Genomic DNA, 17,218 nt, shown 5'->3' with positions numbered 1-17,218 from the left:
TCCATGGAAATGATTCGAGAATATGCGGATTGGTTCTACCTGATTGGTGCCGTTCTTTTTATCCTGACGCTACGTGGTTTATCAGGTCCTAAAACTGCGATTGCCGGTAACCGTTACGGAATGATCGCGATGGCCATTGCGGTCGTGACTACCTTCTTTGTGGCTGAGAATCCGGTTGTCTGGATGATTATTGGTGCAATGGTGCTGGGTGCAATTGTGGGTATCGCCCGTGCACGTACAGTTCCAATGACGCAGATGCCTGAAACTGTGGCGCTAATGCACTCATTGGTGGGTCTGGCTGCGGTCCTGATTGCTGTCGCTGCCATTATTCACAACAACAAACTGATTGAACTAGGTCCAGACCTGTTGGCTGCCAATGGTGTCAATTTCCATGAAATGAGCCGTGTTCATTTATTTGAACTGTTTGTGGGCTGTTTCGTGGGTGCGATTACCTTTACAGCATCAGTCTTTGCTTACGGTAAACTGGCTGCAAAGAAATGGGCAAAAACCATTTCAGGTGCATGGGTGAAACCGGTTCAGGCGATCATCTTTATTGCTATGTTAGGTTTTGGTGTTCACTTCTTCCTGACTGGCAATATGACCTCGTTCTGGGCGATGACAGGCCTTGCGCTGGCATTCGGCTGGGTATGGATTGCACCAGTCGGTGGTGGTGATATGCCAGTGGTGGTATCGCTACTCAACTCATTCTCGGGTTGGGCAGCAGCTGGTATTGGTTTTACCCTAGAAAACAACATGCTGATTGTTGCAGGTTCACTGGTGGGTTCTTCAGGTGCGATTCTTTCTTACATCATGTGTAAAGCGATGAACCGTTCCATCATCAACGTTTTGTTTGGTGGTGCGATGGGCGGTGCAGCTGCGCCGATAGCAGGAGCAGGTGAACAGGTTCAACGTAATCACCGTTCAGGTTCGGCAGATGACGCAGGCTTCCTGATGTCAAATGCGGACAGCGTGGTGATTGTACCGGGTTATGGAATGGCGCAAGGTCGTGCACAGAATGCGGTCAAAGAACTTGCGAACATCTTAAAAGAGCAGGGCGTAACCGTACGTTTTGCAATTCATCCGGTGGCAGGTCGTATGCCAGGTCATATGAACGTATTGCTGGCTGAAGCTGATGTGCCGTATGAAGATATTTTAGAGATGGATGAGATCAACTCTGACTTCCCGGCAACGGATGTGGTGCTGGTGATTGGTGCGAACGACGTTGTGAACCCTGCGGCGAAAGATGATCCAACATCGCCAATTTATGGTATGCCAATTCTGGAAGCCCATAAGGCACGTACGATTATGGTGATCAAGCGTTCTATGGCAACCGGTTATGCGGGTCTCGACAATGACTTGTTCTATAATGACAAGACCATGATGATCTTTGGTGATGCCAAGAAAGTGGTGGAAGATATGACTAAAGCCATTAATGGTACGGGTCACTAATCATCTAAATCATTAGAATCCTCCTAAGTCCCCCTTTTAATAAAGGGGGATTTTTTATTTTATATCTTGGGAAAAGGATGATTGAGTGATCATCGAACGTCTATGTTGATGATGAATTGATCCTAAAATACCAATCAAATCGGTGCATAAGACAAGAGGGAAATTAAAAAATAGCGAACAGATTGAGTTGTATTAATACTTATAAAGTTAGATGAACAGGCAATAAAAAAGCGACCTACACAGGTCGCTTTTTTGAATATTCGGTTTTTACGCTACAGAGTCAGTATCTGTAGGATTGCGCCATAAGCTTTCTAGGTCATAGAATTTACGCGCTGTTGGAAGCATACAATGAACCACCACATAACCAAGGTCGATGAGGATCCATTCAGCATCACGTTCGCCTTCAATACCAAGAGGGCGGAAGCCAGCTTTACGTGCTTCTTCAGCAACGTTATTGGCCAATGATTTGATGTGACGTGTCGATGTACCGCTTGCAATGACCATAGCATCAGCCACATTACTGATACCGCTGACATCAAGCTCAACAATTTCTTTTGCTTTTACATCTTCAAGTGCAGCATGTACGACTTTTAAGCAGTCCTGTACAGCTTGAGAATTTGAATTCATAGTAAGATCGTGAGAATTAGAAGCGCTGGGCGATGGTTCTAAATTCATGGGGAGTGTAATTTCCTAACAATTATGCATGGTCTAATATAGCGGTTTTAGTCCTGAATTTCAAATGAAGCCGCAGTCCACTCAGTCATGCTCCGGAAAGAACTCAGCTTTCCAGTCAAAGGAATCGTTGGAATGTCCGCTGGGTTTATACTCGGCAGCGACATAACCTTGATATTGACTATGTTTTAACCACTGAAATATATCATGATATCGAATTGAGCCCGTATTGGGTTGATGTCGTCCCGGACAATCCGCAAACTGGATATGACCAATCGAGGCAATATTTTCTTGCAAAGTTTCCAGGACATCTTCGCCCATCATTGCCATGTGGTAACAGTCATACTGCATTTTTAAGGCCGGATGATGTACCGCTTCCAGCATTTCCTGGGCTTGGGCAACATTTTGAATCAAAAAACGTGGCATATCGGTGCCATTGATCATTTCGAAGACCGGTTCAATTTGATGCTCAAGCAGCATTGAACAGGCCATTTTTAGGTTACTCGCCAGCGTATTCAGGCAGGGTAAAAGATCACAATCTCTAGGCTGTTTTCCTGCCAGAATGTTCACCCGAGGTACATTCAATGCGGTAGCATACTGGATGGCCTGCTCAACCGCATGACGAAACTCGATTTCCTGTCCTGGAATGCCAGCCAGACCATGACCGCCCTGCATTAAATTACCTGCCGGCACATTAATCAGGCACAAGTTTAGCTGATGGGTGCTGAGCTGGTTTTGAATCTGGCCAATCGTAAGTTCATAAGGAAACTGGATTTCCGCATGATTAAAGCCCTGTGCACGAGCCAGCGCGAAACGTTCGATCAGCGGCACTTCGGTAAAAATCATCGACAGGTTGACGGCAAGTTTAATCATGTCTTTCTCTTCAATATTCAAGGCCGCATCAATCAAGCGTTATGAATGTTTTAGTTGCTGGATTACAGTAGCCAGATCTGCTTCGGCAAAGCCTTGGGCTTGATGAGCATGTAACTGCGTTAAAGCTTGAGTCGCCACCGGAACATCCAGGTCAAAGCTTTGTGCCAGTTGCACGGCATTATTCAGATCCTTGGATAAGGTCTGTACTTTCCATTGCACCGGTTCAAAAGTTTGCGTGGCCATACGCGGTGCCAGAATCTGAAAAGGCTTGGAGTCGGCAAAACCACCCGCCAGCGCAGGCGCCAGTAAACGTGTATCCACCCCGGCAAGTCCAGCAAGGGCGACCGCTTCTGCGATCAAGGTGCTATTGGCAGCCACAATCAGCTGATTACAGATTTTAGTCGCCTGACCGGTACCCGTATCACCCATGCGGGTCACGCGTTGTGAAAGTACTGCATAGATCGGATTAAGATTTTCAATAGTCGCGGCATTACCACCGGCAAAAATCACCAGACTGCCTTGTTCAGCTCCGGCGGTACCGCCTGAAACTGGAGAGTCAATCCAGATTACTTTCTTGGCCTGTGCTTGCGCGGCAAGTGCTTGAGTTTGCTGTACCGAAAGACTAGAAAAATCCACAATCACTTGCTCCGCAACCAAATACGGTTCGATCTGAGCAAAAACAGATTGCACTGCCTGATCATCTGCCAAGCAGCTGAGAATGACCGGATAATTGGCAATCTGGTCTAAAGACAGCGCAGTCGCGCCTAAGTCTAACAGCGGATAACAGGCCGCAGGTGTGCGGTTCCAGACTGCCACCTGAAAACCTGCTTGAAGCAGACGTGTGGCCATGCGAGTGCCCATCAGCCCCATACCTAAAAAGGCAATTTTAGTATCGCGATTCAACTGCATGCTTTGGTTTATTCCTTTCCTAGATTCAGACTGGGTTTATTTGTATTGGCGCGGTACAAACTGAACCTCTGGGTTTTTGTCCTTTTTACGGGCCAATTGACTGTTTTTACCCAGTAATAATTTCAGCTGCCAGATTTTTTCCATACGCAGGGATTTATTCGGACGATGCTGCATGGCATCCAGTACAAATTTAGAAGCCATCAGGGCATCTGGAGAACGTTGCAGCATTTCTTCAGCCAAGGCTTGTGCTCTCGCCAATGGCTGTTCATCGACATGGGTGATCAGACCGATTTCTTTGGCATATTCGCCCTCAAAAATCCGGGCAGTCAAAGTCAGCTCTTTGGCCAGATCAATACCAATCAGGCCTTTCAGTGAGCGGCTGAGTCCCATGTCTGGTACCAGTCCCCAACGGGTTTCCATAATTGACATTTTGGTCTCAGGATGGGCAATGCGGATATCTGCGGCCAGAGCAAGCTGCATGCCGGCACCAAAACAGAAGCCTTCCATCGCTGCAATCACCGGGACTGGCAATTCCTGCCAGACCAGAAATGCTTTTTGAAACAGGCTTTGACCCGGACGAATAAGTTCCCATGCGGCATAAGCACGATTTTTAGGATTATTTAAATCGGCCAGATCAATACCGGCACTAAAGACCTGGGCTTCTCCCGTTAAAATCACACATCGGATGCTTTTATCTTTTTTGATTTTTTGTGCAGTCGCGACCAGTTCGCGCAGCAGGGCAAAGCTCATGGCATTGCGTTTATCCGGACGATTCAGTGTAACAGTGGCAATGCCGTTATTTTTTTCCAAGCGCACGAGTGACATGGCATTCTTCCTTATTTTTCCTGGCTTGAGCATAGCATGCAGCCTTTGGGCTTGCATGACAGCTCAGTCACACTTCTTAAGTCATGGACTGAGCCACTTCAGAGGTTTAATTCAAATGTTGCTTCAAAATTTGCTGGGCAGCCTGTTCAACCTGTTCAACCACGGCTTTGAGTTCATCAAAATATTTCAACACGTCTTGAACAAAGCTTTCATCGGCCTTACGACGTTCTTTACGCAAGGTCGAAACGAACTGTTCAAAGCCACCCGTAACTTTCTGTAAAGTGGGGGCACCGACATAGCGGGTTGCACCGTAAAGACGATGCAGCACATGTTCAAGTTGTGGAAAATCTTCCAGTTCAATCAGTTGCTGCATTTCATCGAGTTCATCTGCAAAGCTGTCCACCAGCATGCGTAACAGGTCTACCGCTAGATCTTCCTTATTGGCTGCCAGTTGAAGGCTTTGCTGCCAGTCCAGAATATTTGGATCCAGGGCATCAATCACATTGGCACGTTCCAGTACCGGAATCCGTTTAAAATGCTCGGTGGTCCAGTGCGTCAAAATTTGGATAATCTGCTCGATCTGGATCGGCTTGGTGACATAATCATCCATGCCGTTTTGCAGCAGTTTATGTTTTTCATCAGAAAGTGCATGCGCCGTCAGGGCGATAATTGGCAGGCGACTATGATTTTCAAAGGTCGATTCCAGCGAGCGAATGGCACGGGTGGTATCGATCCCCGACATCACCGGCATCTGAATGTCCATAAACACCAGATCAAACGCCGGTTGTTCCTGTTCATAACGGCGCTGAATAATATCGATCGCTTCCTGTCCGCTGAGGGCTTTGGTCGTGGTGACATTGAGTTCGCCCAGCAAGGCTTCCAGAACAATCAGGTTGGGCAAATGATCATCCACGGCCAGAATATGCAGGCCTTGACCATTGAATTCTTCATGCTGTTCCTGATCGAAGACCGGCTGATTGCCGAGTAATTGAATCAGCGCGCTGCGGCTGAGTGGCTGATGCAGGGCACGGGCACGATGGTCATTGAGCATGCTTGGATCCAGTTGCATCTGATAACCATAGACAGCCAGATGACCCTGATAACGTGAACGGATTTCGCGTAACAAGACTTCACTGTCACCACTATGATCGACGATCAGCCAGGTATTTTCGCTATTCTGTAAATGATTCAGACGGCTAAACAGATCCAGAATTGATGCACATTCAATATGTTTAACCTGATAATTTTCCAGATAATGCCGCAGCACATTCGCAGTTGCCGGATGTGCAAGATAAGACACCACGGTCAATTCGCTAAAATCTGGATGCTCAATCACGGTATCTTCATCGACCAGGAACTGGGCAGTAAACCAGAAGGTCGAGCCTTTTTCGGTTGGGGCACGTTCCTGATTGTCTTCAAAGCCAATCTGGCCATGCATCAGGCTGACCAGCTGTTTGGAAATTGCCAGACCAAGACCGGTACCGCCAAACTGACGGGTTACCGAGGTATCACCCTGCGAGAAGGACTCAAACAGCTTTTTACGGTCGGTACCACTCAGGCCAATGCCGCTATCCTGTACACTAAAATGCAGCACACACTGATCCATTCCATCATGTTCCATGCGTGCCCGGACAATGATTTCTCCATCCGGAGTGAATTTGATCGCATTGGAAATCAGGTTGGTCAGAATCTGTTTAAATCGTAGCGCATCACCAATAATGTGTTTTGGCACACCATCTGCATAATAGAAGGCCATATCAATATGTTTTTGTGCTGCCAGAGGTGACAACATGTCCATCACATCAAAAATCGCTTCTTCCAGATCAAAAGGTGCCGTTTCCAGTTCCAGTTTGCCGGCATCAATTTTGGAAAAATCCAGAACATCATTGATCAGTGCCAGCAAATGCGCCGAAGACTTACGAATGGTCTGCAAATACAGGCTCTGCTCGTTGCTGAGATTGCCCTGACGTAACAACAGATGAATAAAACCATCAATACTGTTCAGCGGGGTGCGCAATTCATGGGAAATATTGGCCAGAAACACCGACTTGGCCTGGTTGGCCGAGATCGCCTGGTCGCGTGCCTGACGATAGGTAATATTCTGGACTTCTAAAGTGTCGAGGGTGCGGCGTAAATCGTCTTCGGTCTGTTCGGTATGTTCACGCAGTTCCAGAAAGCTGAAATGCAAACGCTTCACCACATTGGCGATATCACGTTGCAATAAACGCAGCTCGCCGGTGCTGTTAATCACCATATGCTGGCCGAGGGTATCGGCATTCAGGCGTTGCAATTGCATGCGAATCTCATACATTGGGGCGATCCAGCGCCGTGAGTAGAAATTCAAGCAAAGTAATAACAATAATAAGGTCAGTAATCCGGTCGCAATCAGTACGATCAGTACTCGGTAACGGGCAATTGCTAGCGGCTGGTTATCCAGTTCGATCGCCAGCCAGCCGGTAGAAAAAGTGTTTTCATTCACTTTAATGGCATAGATATGATTATCTTGATGCAGAATCGGGCCAATAAAATTGCCGCTTTTCTCAAATTCTGGCCAAGGTGCCTGTTCCTGAAAACCGATGCCCAAACGGTTCTTGCCATTTTCGTCCAGAACCGCTGCCCGAACCAGATGCTTTTCATTCAGCATGTTCTGCATGGCATTGTGGGCCTGGTCATATTGCCATGGATACAGGTTCAAGATATCCAGTGCATATTCTGAAGTACCTTGAAAGCGGGTCAGAATCGCAATGGCCATCTGCTTCTGCTGGGCACGTGCGGCATTCGAGGTTTCAGTCAACACCAGCATGGCACCGACACAGGCCAAAATGGTAATCGGCACAAAAATCAGCGCAATCAGCTGTCCATAGGCATGATTTAAGTGTAGGCGTTTAAACAGCTTTTTGTTGATCGTTGACATGATTTAAGCAGTATTTTCTTTATGCCTGGCATATTAGCATGCTTTAAATCGACAGTTAAAATTTAAGCATAATTTTTATAAAGCTTCGGATTAGCAGTTAAAAATACAAGAGATTTCAGTTAATTTTGCTCAGGTACAGCAAGACTAAGACGCACGAAATTTCAATCTGTAAAAGTGCCAGACTGAAATAGTATTTTCATCTTCATTAGCGAGCTGCTTCATCTGGCTAAATTATCGGGAAATGTAGTTTATGGCTTGATAGTGTGTGAGTTTTAGTGAGTTTTCTGAAAAAGCCTTGCTAAATGGGTGCAGGGAAAAGCATTTTTTCATACAATAGCCGCACCTCGATATAGGTGCAAATAATGAGTAATACCATCCCTGATTTTCAAGCAGATGAATTTTTGTTAGACCATTATGTAGGCAAAACGCCGCTGGTGCGTTTACAGCGTCTGGCAAGTCACACTCAAGCTACAGTACTCGCGAAACTCGAAGGCAATAACCCAGCAGGTTCGGTCAAAGACCGTCCGGCCTATAATATGATCATGCAGGCCGAGAAGCGTGGGCAGATCAAACCGGGTGACACCCTGATTGAGGCAACGAGCGGAAATACGGGGATTGCATTGGCGATGGTCGCAGCAATGCGTGGCTATAAAATGAAGCTGATCATGCCGAACAATATGAGTCAGGAACGTAAGGACGCGATGCTTGCGTATGGTGCCGAGCTAATTGAAGTAACCAAAGAGCAGGGCATGGAAGGTGCACGTGATCTTGCTGCTCAAATGCAGAATGATGGTGTGGGTCTGGTGCTGAATCAGTTCGGAAATCCGGACAATGTCGAAGCGCATTACCTGACCACGGGTCCAGAAATCTGGCAGCAAACCGGTGGCAAAATTACCCATTTTGTCAGTTCTATGGGTACCACCGGCACCATCATGGGTGTGTCGAAATACCTGAAAGAAATGAATCCTGATATTCAGATCGTCGGTTTACAGCCATCTGATGGTTCAAGCATTGCCGGAATCCGTCGCTGGCCAGAAGAATATCTGCCAACCATTTTCGACCGCAGCCGAGTCGATCGCATTATTGATATTCCACAAATCGAAGCTGAAAAAACCATGCGCAAGCTGGCACAGAAAGAAGGCATCAGTGCCGGAACCTCTTCTGGTGGGGCAGTGTGGGCCTCGATTAAACTGGCGGAAGAACATCCGGATGCAGTGATTGTGTGTATTATCTGTGACCGTGGTGACCGTTACTTGTCTACAGGGTTATTCTCTGTACAAGATCCTGAATAATTATTTGAGCACTGTTTTATGCGCCTGCCTGTTTTAACTTTCGATATTGAAACCCAAACCGATCTCAAATCAGGCGCGCATCTGTTTGGTCTGGACCTGCCCGAAGCAGATCTGGATCAGGCCCTGACCAAATTACGCCGTCAGGATTCAGGCTCTGATTTTCAGCGTTTACCGCTGCATGAAATTGTCTGTATTTCCGGTTTATGGATGGATGAACAGGGTATGAAGCTGTTTTCCTTTAGTCGAGAACAGCATTCTGAAGCAGAAATTTTGAAAAAATTCTTGTCCATTTTTGACAAGCGACATCCGACTCTAGTGAGTTGGAATGGCTCACAGTTTGATTTACCAGTAATTTTATACCGCGCCATGTATCATGGACTCTCTGCACCGAGTCTGTTCGATCAGGGCGAAATTGATACGCAAAAGCGTTATAATAACTACCAGAATCGTTACCATCATCGTCATGTTGACCTGATGGATGTGATGGCCATGTTTCATGCCCGTCATTTCCAGAAGCTGGATGATGTTGCACATTTGCTGGGTTATCCAGGCAAGCGCGGTGACGGAGCCTATCGGGTTCCGGAATATGTCCGCAATCAGCAATGGACCGAACTGACGTCTTATTGTGAAGGTGATGTCCTGAATACCTGGCTGGTGTATATCCGCTGGTTGCTGTTAAAAGGCCAGCTGTTACTGCCGGATTATCAGCATCTGCTGCAAAGCACGATTCAATATTTGCAGACTCAACCGCAGCATGCGGACTTTTTATCAGTTTGGCGTGAGACTTCGCAACGAACTGAATTTACCCAATTTGATTTTCCCATCTCCATACCCTAGGTTTTCATGAAACATCGAGCACAAGCACGTCCTATCCAGCAACCCGAGTACATTTTTCAGGTTGAGTCACTATCGCATGAGGGACGTGGTATCGCTCATTATGGTTCACATCCGGATCATCCGCAGCATAAACATGGCAAGAAAGTCTTTATCCGTTATGCCTTGCCGGGTGAAACCGTGCGTGCCCGCATTACCCGTGAAGTTAAAAAACTCGAAGAAGCCGACAGTCTTGAATTGTTGAGCGACGCTTCCGAGATTCGCGTGAAGCCGGTGTGTCCGCATTTTGGGATCTGTGGTGGCTGTAATATGCAGCATATCGCTGCGGATGCGCAGATTGAACTGAAACAGAATGTGCTGAAATCGCATCTACAGCATTTTGCTGGAATCCAGCCTGATCAATGGCTATCGCCTTTACGTTCACAACGTGAAGATTATCGCCGTAAAGCCCGGATTGGGGTGCGTTATCTACCTTCCAAGGATCAGCTGGTGGTGGGTTTTCGTGAGAATCAGTCCAACAAACTGACACCGATTGATCGCTGTATGATCTTGGATCGCGAGTTTGGCTCGGTTACACGTCTTAAACAATTGCTGCAAGGTCTGAATGGTAAGGCCGACATCGGTCATATAGAATTGGCCATGGGGGATCAGGACATTGCGCTGCTGGTGCGTGAAACTGCAAAATTATCTGCCGATGATGTCAACCAATTGCGCGAATTTACGTTACAGAAAGGCTGGCAACTGTATCTGCAGCCTGCCGGCAAAGAAACGCTTTCGCGAATAGATGATACAGAAGCATCTGCACGCTTACACTATGGTCTTGATGACTTTGATGTGAAATTCGGCTTTAATCCTCTGGACTTTACTCAGGTAAATTCAAGCATCAATCCGCAAATGGTACGATTGGCATGTGATTTGCTACAACTGCAACAGGGTGAACGGGTTCTGGATCTCTTTTGTGGATTAGGAAACTTTTCCTTACCTCTTGCGCGCTGTGTTGGTGCGTCGGGTCAGGTGATTGCGGTCGAGGGAAGTGATGAAATGGTTCGACGTGGTGCGGAAAATGCCAAAAACAATGGTATTGCACAAATATCGTTCTATTCACAAGATTTAACCAAAGATTTCTCGCACCACACTTGGGCAAATCAAGGTTTTGATGCATTATTAATCGACCCGCCACGTGCTGGGGCAGAAGAAGTGATGCATTATATCCCTCAGTTTGGAGCTAAAAGAATCGTTTATGTGTCATGTAATCCTGCGACACTCGCCAGAGATGCAGGACTCTTGGTACAACAGGGCTATCGTCTCACCCAAGCGGGCGTGATGGATATGTTTACACATACTGGACATGTTGAATCAATCGCATTGTTCGAAAAAGAAAATCAAATAAACGATTAAAGAAATGATGTTTTTAAAAGTAGGAGACGGGTATGGTCACAGTACGTGAGCAACTCCCTGGACGACTCAATGAGTTGTCACAGGAGACGACTGTAGAACATGCCGAACAAGCACACCAGGATCTGACTGAATGGTTGGATCGGGTTCGTGGCATATTAGATGGCGCACCTTTAACGCAGCTCGAAGAAGTCGCCCACTTAACATTAGAAAGAGAGCTGCAAAGTACGGTTCAGCACCGCTCCAATACCTTTTATACTGGTATTGAGATGGCGGATATTCTGGCGCATCTGCATGTCGATGAAGATACTTTGTCCGCAGCCATGCTGTATCGTGCTGTTCGTGAAGGCGTCATGCCACTCAGTGAAGTATTGGAACAGTTCGGCGAACAGGTGCATAGCCTGGTCAAAGGTACGCTTGCCATGGGTAAGCTGTCTGAGCTGATCGAAAAAAATAAACGCCTGGAAGATCATTTCAATAATAACCAGCGTGAACATCTGTCTGGCATTTACAAAATGCTGATCTCGGTCACCGAAGATGTACGTGTCGTTCTGGTCAAGCTGGCCGAACGTACCTATGCCTTGCGTGAACTGGCCAATTCCTCGCGTGAGCGTCAGGAACGGGTGGCCCGAGAAATTCTGACCATTTACTCGCCACTGGCACACCGCTTGGGCATTGCTCAGTTGAAGTGGGAGCTGGAAGATCTGGCTTTCCGTTATCTTGCGCCGGAACGTTATAAAGAAATTGCTTCCTTACTGAATGAAAAGCGTCTGGAGCGTGAACAGTATATTCAGTTTGTGATTGATAAATTACGCAATGAATTGGCTGAGCATGGCATCGAAGCTGAAATTAATGGCCGGGTGAAACACATTTATTCGATTTATCGAAAAATGAAAAGCAAGAACCTGAGCTTTGACCAGCTCTATGATATTCGTGCGCTACGGGTACTGGTGAAAAGTGTACCGGAGTGTTACCACACTTTAGGTATTGTGCATCAGATCTGGCGCCACATTCCGCATCAGTTTGATGACTATATTACCAATCCGAAAGCCAATGGTTATCGTTCTTTACATACTGCGGTGATTGCCGAGAATAAGTCACTTGAAGTGCAGATTCGTACTCATGCAATGCATGACGAAGCTGAACTTGGGGTGTGTTCACACTTTAATTATAAAGAAGGCGCGAAAACCACAGATCGCTCCTTTAACCATCGTCTGCATTCCTTACGTGCGGTACTTGAGCATTATCAAGAACGTAATGAAAGCAGTGCACATAAAGAATCTGAAGATGAAATAGAGAATTTTGAGCATATTCAAGATTTTGAAGGCTTCGAAAAGATCTATGTGTTTAGCCGTGATGGCGATATCAAAGAGCTACCACGTGATTCGACCGTACTCGACTTTGCTTATCATGTGCATACCGAGGTCGGGAACAAGTGCTATGCCGCACGGGTAAATCAGCGCTATGTGCCGCTGACCTATACTCTGAAAACCGGTGAACAGGTTGAAATTCTGACCAAAAAAGACCGGGAACCGAACCGGGACTGGCTGGTTAATTCGCTGGGTTATATCAAAACTGCCCGTGCGCGGGACAAGCTGCGCCACTGGTTCCGCCAGCAAGATCGCAGCAAGAATCTGGAAGTTGGCCGTGAAGTACTGAACAAGGAACTATCACGTCTGGCAATTCACCCGAAATCGATTGATCTGAGTGATTATTGCAACCACTTCAATGTCAAAACCGGTGATGACATTCTGGTGAATCTGGTCAATGGTGATATCAGCCTGCATGCCCTGATTAATCAGGTGAACCGTCACATGCATCTGGATCAGGACGAGCCTGAGCTGGTGCTGAAACCTGCCTTGAACCCGCGTGCCAGTCATACACTGTCAGCGCACGGGATTCTGATCGACGGTTTAGATAACGTGGAACTGCATGTCGCGCAATGTTGCCAACCGGTGCATGGTGAATCGATCGCTGGCTATATCACTCTGAATCGTGGAGTGAGCATTCATAAGGTGGCCTGTCCGGACTATGTGCGCATGATCACCCAAGAGCCTGAGCGTGCGGTAGAAGCCGATTGGGAAATGCAGCCGACTCGTGGTCAGAGCGTACAGATTGTGGTGGAAGCTTATGATCGACGCGGTTTGCTCAAAGATCTCACGCAAGTGATTTTCTCGGATCAGATCAATATCCGTCAGGTGAATACCATTTCGGAAGCGGATGGTATTGCCAATATGAAGCTGCTGATTGAAGTCAAAGGTCTGGCACAACTTTCCAAGCTGCTGGCCCGTCTTGAGCAGCAACCGGGAATTATCAGCGCGCGTCGTCTGGTACAGGGTACTTAATTCCTGTTACCTAAGTTTAAAAAGCCTGCAATTCAATTGCGGGCTTTTTTATTGTAAGGTATTTGAATCACATGCATAAAAAATAGACCAGCAAACCAAAATGAGCGCGACCGAAATATTTGAACGTAGACGAAATAATCTGGCCAAGGTGATTGATTTGCTGATCGAGACGCAGCAATTTAAAACCGGCAAAGAGATCTGTGAACATTTCAGCTTGTCAGCCTCATATATTGCGCAATTGCTGAATAGCAAACGCCAGATCGGCGAGAAAGCAGCAAGGGAGTTGGAACAACAACTGGGTCTAGATGTGCTCATTCTAGATCAGTCGGCTGAACCAAAAGTTGAATTAGCTCCGGTTCCAGCGCAAGGTACTCTGTTTCAAATGCAGGTAATAGAACAGCAGGCATTTGCACTTATCTCCCTGGATTCAGCGCTCTCATTCAATCAGGATATTTTTCATCTGCAAGCACAGCATTATGCGATTCAGGTAGCAGGGCCGTATTATTTTCCCAGCTTAAAATCAGGTTGGTGGCTGATTTGTGACAAACAGGCCGGGTTGCCAATTTCATGCATGCTCTGTATATATCTGGTCAATGGCCTGCAGCTAATTTTGCAGTTGGTGAGCGAAGCTCAGGATCATTATGAATTCCAAAGCCTGGATGAACACCGACAGGTGATTTTTCAAAAAACCGATATTGAGAAAATCCATCCAGTCATTTCGATTATTCCCACTGCCACATATTCAAACAGCAGAAATAATTCAGCCCATCATAAGACGGGCTGAACGATGAACATGAAACAGAACAGATTATGGAATCTGGTTCTCGTCTTCAAATTCTGGCTTCACCTGAACAATAAAGTCCTGACGGTTTAGACCACGCCACAAGGCAAAGGCTGTACCAATATAGATCGACGAATAGGTCCCGACAAAGACACCAACAAACATCGCGATCGAGAACCATTTCAGACCATCACCACCCATCAGCATCATGGCAAGCACCACGAGCAATAAGGTCATAGAGGTATGAATGGTACGACGCAGGGTTTCAGTCAGGGCAATGTTAATGATTTCGACCGGTTCTGCACCACGAATCTTACGGAAGTTCTCACGGATACGGTCAGAGACCACGATATTATCGTTCAGTGAGAAACCGATGATTGCAAGGAGTGCTGCAAGTACAGTCAGGTCAAATGGCCACTGCATCATCGCAAAAATCCCGAGGGTAACGACGATATCATGGAACAGTGACAATACTGCACCCATAGCCAGCTTGACCTCAAAGCGGATGGTGACATAGACCAGCATCAGCAGGAGCGCAAGTGCCACAGCACCGCCAGAACGGACATAGAGCTCATTACCGACCTGTCCACCGACGACATCAACCTTCGGTACTTCTGCGGCATTATTTGGCAGTTGAACTGCGGCTGTAACAGCTTTGGTCAGGTCTTCAGCTTCGATATCTTCCTGAACCGGCATACGCACCATCAGGTCACGTTCAGAACCTAAAGTCTGAACCACAGCATCATTAAAGCCTGCCTGGTTCAATGCCTTGGAGACATCTTCAGGTTTGACCGGATTGGTATAGTTTAATTCGGCTGCCACACCACCGGTAAAGTCTAAACCGAGGTTCAGGCCTTTGGTGGCAATAAAGAAGATACTCGCAACGGTTAAGAGGATTGAAAACAATGCCGCAGGCATCGCAATCTTCATAAACGGAATAATGCGTTCGTCTTCCGGGCGACCGTACTGTTTTTGATTCAGTTGAGTATTTTCAGTCATCAGTGATCTCCTTAAATGCTCAACTTTTTCAAGTTACGTTTTTTGCCATAAATGAGCTGTACCACGGCACGCGTTACTGTAATGGCAGTAAACATCGAGCAGACAATACCAATCATCAGGGTTACGGCAAAGCCTTTGATCGGACCTGTACCAATCGCGAACAGAATGAACGCCACCAGGAATGTGGTCAAGTTCGAGTCGAAAATGGTGTTATAGGCACGATCATAACCGGCCACAATCGCCTGTTTTGGCGAAGCTCCCCATTTCATTTCTTCCCGTATTCGTTCACAGATCAGTACGTTGGCATCGACCGCCATACCGATGGTAATGACGATACCGGCAATACCCGGAAGGGTAAGGGAAGCGCCAATCCAAGACATGACTGTCAGAATCATCGCCAGGTTAAAGACCAAGGCAAAGTTGGCAATCACACCAAACAGACGGAAGAATACCACCATCCAGATGGCGACCAGAAGGAAACCGATCTGAGTTGAAAGTACACCTTTATCGATGTTTTCTTGACCCAGACTTGGACCAATTACACGTTCTTCAACAAAATACATTGGCGCAGCCAACGCACCTGCACGCAGCATCAAGGCAAGTTCAGCAGCTTCTTGCGGCGAGTCCAGGCCAGTAATACGGAACTGAGAACCCAGTACTGCCTGAATGGTTGCAGCGTTAATGACTACAGATTCAGTATACGGGGTACGAACTTCAGTCTGAGTGCCGGTCGCAGGGTCTTCCACATAATTAATACGCTGCTTGTTCTCGATGAACAAGACGGCCATACGTTTGCCGACCGCATTACGGGTGGCATCCGACATCAGTTTGCCGCCTGCGCTGTCCAAGGTAATGTTAACTTCAGCACCGCCTGTGTCTTGGCTAAAGCCACTTGATGCATTCTGAACACGTTCACCGGTTAAGATACGGTTACGGTTCAATAGGAGCTGACGACCACTGTCCAGTGACTCATAAGCAAAGACTTCTGTGCCTGGTGGCAATGCACCCGTTGCCTGACCGGTATATGGATCAATATATTGATCATTCAGGTCAGACACCAGACGGAACTCGAGGTTCGCGGTACGACCTAAGACACGTTTCGCTTCAGCGGTATCCTGCACACCAGGAAGCTCAACCACAATACGGTTGCTGCCCTGAGTTTGAACCAGTGCTTCTGCCACACCTAACTCGTTAATACGGTTACGTAAAGTGGTCAAGTTCTGATTGACAGCATAAGATTCAATTTCTTGCTTACGCACATCAGTATAGTTTAGACGTAAGGTCGAACCGGTCTCGGTCGCAACAGCCTGCTGGGTAAACTCATTGCCATTACGGCGCAAGAAGTCCATCGTTGCAGAACGATCATCATTGTTGGCAAACTGCATCACAATGGTGTTGTTGCTTAAATTCAGGCTATTAAATTTCAGGTTGTTATCACGCAACTGACGACGTAGATCCGTCGCAGAGGTTTCCATGCGCTGGGAAATGGCCTTGTCCATATCCACTTCAAGCAAGAAGTGAACACCACCACGTAAATCCAGGCCAAGCTTCATTGGTTTGGCACCAATTTTTTGCAGCCATTCTGGGGTGGTCGGGGCAAGGTTCAGTGCAACCACGTAATCATCACCTAAACCACGACGTAAAGCCTCTTTGGCTTTAAGCTGTGATTCACTTGAATCTACACGTAATAAGGCTGCATTGTTGCCAAAGCTATTGTCATGGGTGGCAATATTTTCAGTTTTTAAAATTTGCTCTGCTTTTTGTACGATGCTTGCATCAATTTGAGTACCGGCTTTGGCACCCGAAATCTGTACAGCAGGTTCATCTGGATACAAACTTGGCAGGGCATATAAGGTACTGATCACCAGGACAACCAGGATCAGTACATATTTCCATGCTGGGTAACGCATTCGTTTTCTTCTTAAAATGA

The 17,218-nt window shown here is 46.9% G+C and carries 13 protein-coding genes; 6 read left to right on the top strand and 7 right to left on the bottom strand.

Annotated features, from left to right (window positions below; all coding sequences use genetic code 11):
- The first annotated feature begins 3 nt into the window (after positions 1-3).
- Entirely contained in the window at positions 4-1,449 is a 1,446-nt protein-coding gene (locus J7649_RS07915; RefSeq protein ID WP_219307280.1) for an NAD(P)(+) transhydrogenase (Re/Si-specific) subunit beta, read from the top strand.
- 267 nt (positions 1,450-1,716) lie between these two features.
- Here J7649_RS07915 and rsfS read toward each other — a convergent pair whose 3' ends face one another.
- The 5 genes from rsfS to J7649_RS07890 all read right to left on the bottom strand — a co-directional run bounded on the left by rsfS (position 1,717) and on the right by J7649_RS07890 (position 7,642).
- Positions 1,717-2,124 (bottom strand): ribosome silencing factor, encoded by a 408-nt coding sequence (rsfS, locus tag J7649_RS07910; protein ID WP_004645144.1) that lies wholly within the window; start codon positions 2,122-2,124, stop codon positions 1,717-1,719.
- Positions 2,125-2,205: 81 nt separating this feature from the next.
- Entirely contained in the window at positions 2,206-2,994 is a 789-nt protein-coding gene (locus tag J7649_RS07905; RefSeq protein WP_219307278.1) for a hydroxypyruvate isomerase family protein, read from the bottom strand.
- Positions 2,995-3,033: 39 nt separating this feature from the next.
- A complete protein-coding gene (locus tag J7649_RS07900) occupies positions 3,034-3,903 on the bottom strand; it encodes an NAD(P)-dependent oxidoreductase (protein WP_219307276.1) in 870 nt (289 codons plus the stop codon).
- 36 nt (positions 3,904-3,939) lie between these two features.
- Positions 3,940-4,728 (bottom strand): crotonase/enoyl-CoA hydratase family protein, encoded by a 789-nt coding sequence (locus J7649_RS07895; protein ID WP_004645147.1) that lies wholly within the window; start codon positions 4,726-4,728, stop codon positions 3,940-3,942.
- Positions 4,729-4,834: 106 nt separating this feature from the next.
- Entirely contained in the window at positions 4,835-7,642 is a 2,808-nt protein-coding gene (locus J7649_RS07890; RefSeq protein ID WP_219307274.1) for a GacS-like sensor histidine kinase, read from the bottom strand.
- A gap of 362 nt (positions 7,643-8,004) precedes the next feature.
- Between J7649_RS07890 and cysM the strand changes: the two genes are divergently transcribed.
- The 5 genes from cysM to J7649_RS07865 all read left to right on the top strand — a co-directional run bounded on the left by cysM (position 8,005) and on the right by J7649_RS07865 (position 14,292).
- On the top strand, positions 8,005-8,934 hold the full coding sequence (cysM, locus tag J7649_RS07885; RefSeq protein ID WP_005248067.1) for a cysteine synthase CysM: 930 nt from the start codon (positions 8,005-8,007) through the stop codon (positions 8,932-8,934).
- Between the two features lie 18 nt (positions 8,935-8,952).
- Positions 8,953-9,771, top strand: coding sequence for a 3'-5' exonuclease (locus tag J7649_RS07880; protein WP_005248065.1), 819 nt, complete (start codon positions 8,953-8,955; stop codon positions 9,769-9,771).
- Positions 9,772-9,777: 6 nt separating this feature from the next.
- Positions 9,778-11,166 (top strand): 23S rRNA (uracil(1939)-C(5))-methyltransferase RlmD, encoded by a 1,389-nt coding sequence (rlmD, locus tag J7649_RS07875; protein WP_219307273.1) that lies wholly within the window; start codon positions 9,778-9,780, stop codon positions 11,164-11,166.
- 32 nt (positions 11,167-11,198) lie between these two features.
- Entirely contained in the window at positions 11,199-13,508 is a 2,310-nt protein-coding gene (locus J7649_RS07870; protein WP_044110572.1) for a RelA/SpoT family protein, read from the top strand.
- Between the two features lie 100 nt (positions 13,509-13,608).
- On the top strand, positions 13,609-14,292 hold the full coding sequence (locus J7649_RS07865; RefSeq protein ID WP_219307262.1) for a hypothetical protein: 684 nt from the start codon (positions 13,609-13,611) through the stop codon (positions 14,290-14,292).
- 24 nt (positions 14,293-14,316) lie between these two features.
- Here the strand turns inward: J7649_RS07865 and secF are convergent, their stop codons facing one another.
- Positions 14,317-15,291: a protein translocase subunit SecF gene (secF, locus tag J7649_RS07860; protein WP_171066787.1), complete on the bottom strand. Its 975-nt coding sequence runs from the start codon at positions 15,289-15,291 to the stop codon at positions 14,317-14,319.
- Positions 15,292-15,299: 8 nt separating this feature from the next.
- Positions 15,300-17,198 (bottom strand): protein translocase subunit SecD, encoded by a 1,899-nt coding sequence (gene secD, locus J7649_RS07855; RefSeq protein ID WP_004733746.1) that lies wholly within the window; start codon positions 17,196-17,198, stop codon positions 15,300-15,302.
- Between the last annotated feature and the right edge of the window lie 20 nt (positions 17,199-17,218).

The sequence above is a fragment of the Acinetobacter lwoffii genome (assembly GCF_019343495.1).
Classification (GTDB): Bacteria; Pseudomonadota; Gammaproteobacteria; order Pseudomonadales; family Moraxellaceae; genus Acinetobacter; species Acinetobacter lwoffii_P.
This window is presented reverse-complemented; position numbering and strand designations above follow the sequence as displayed.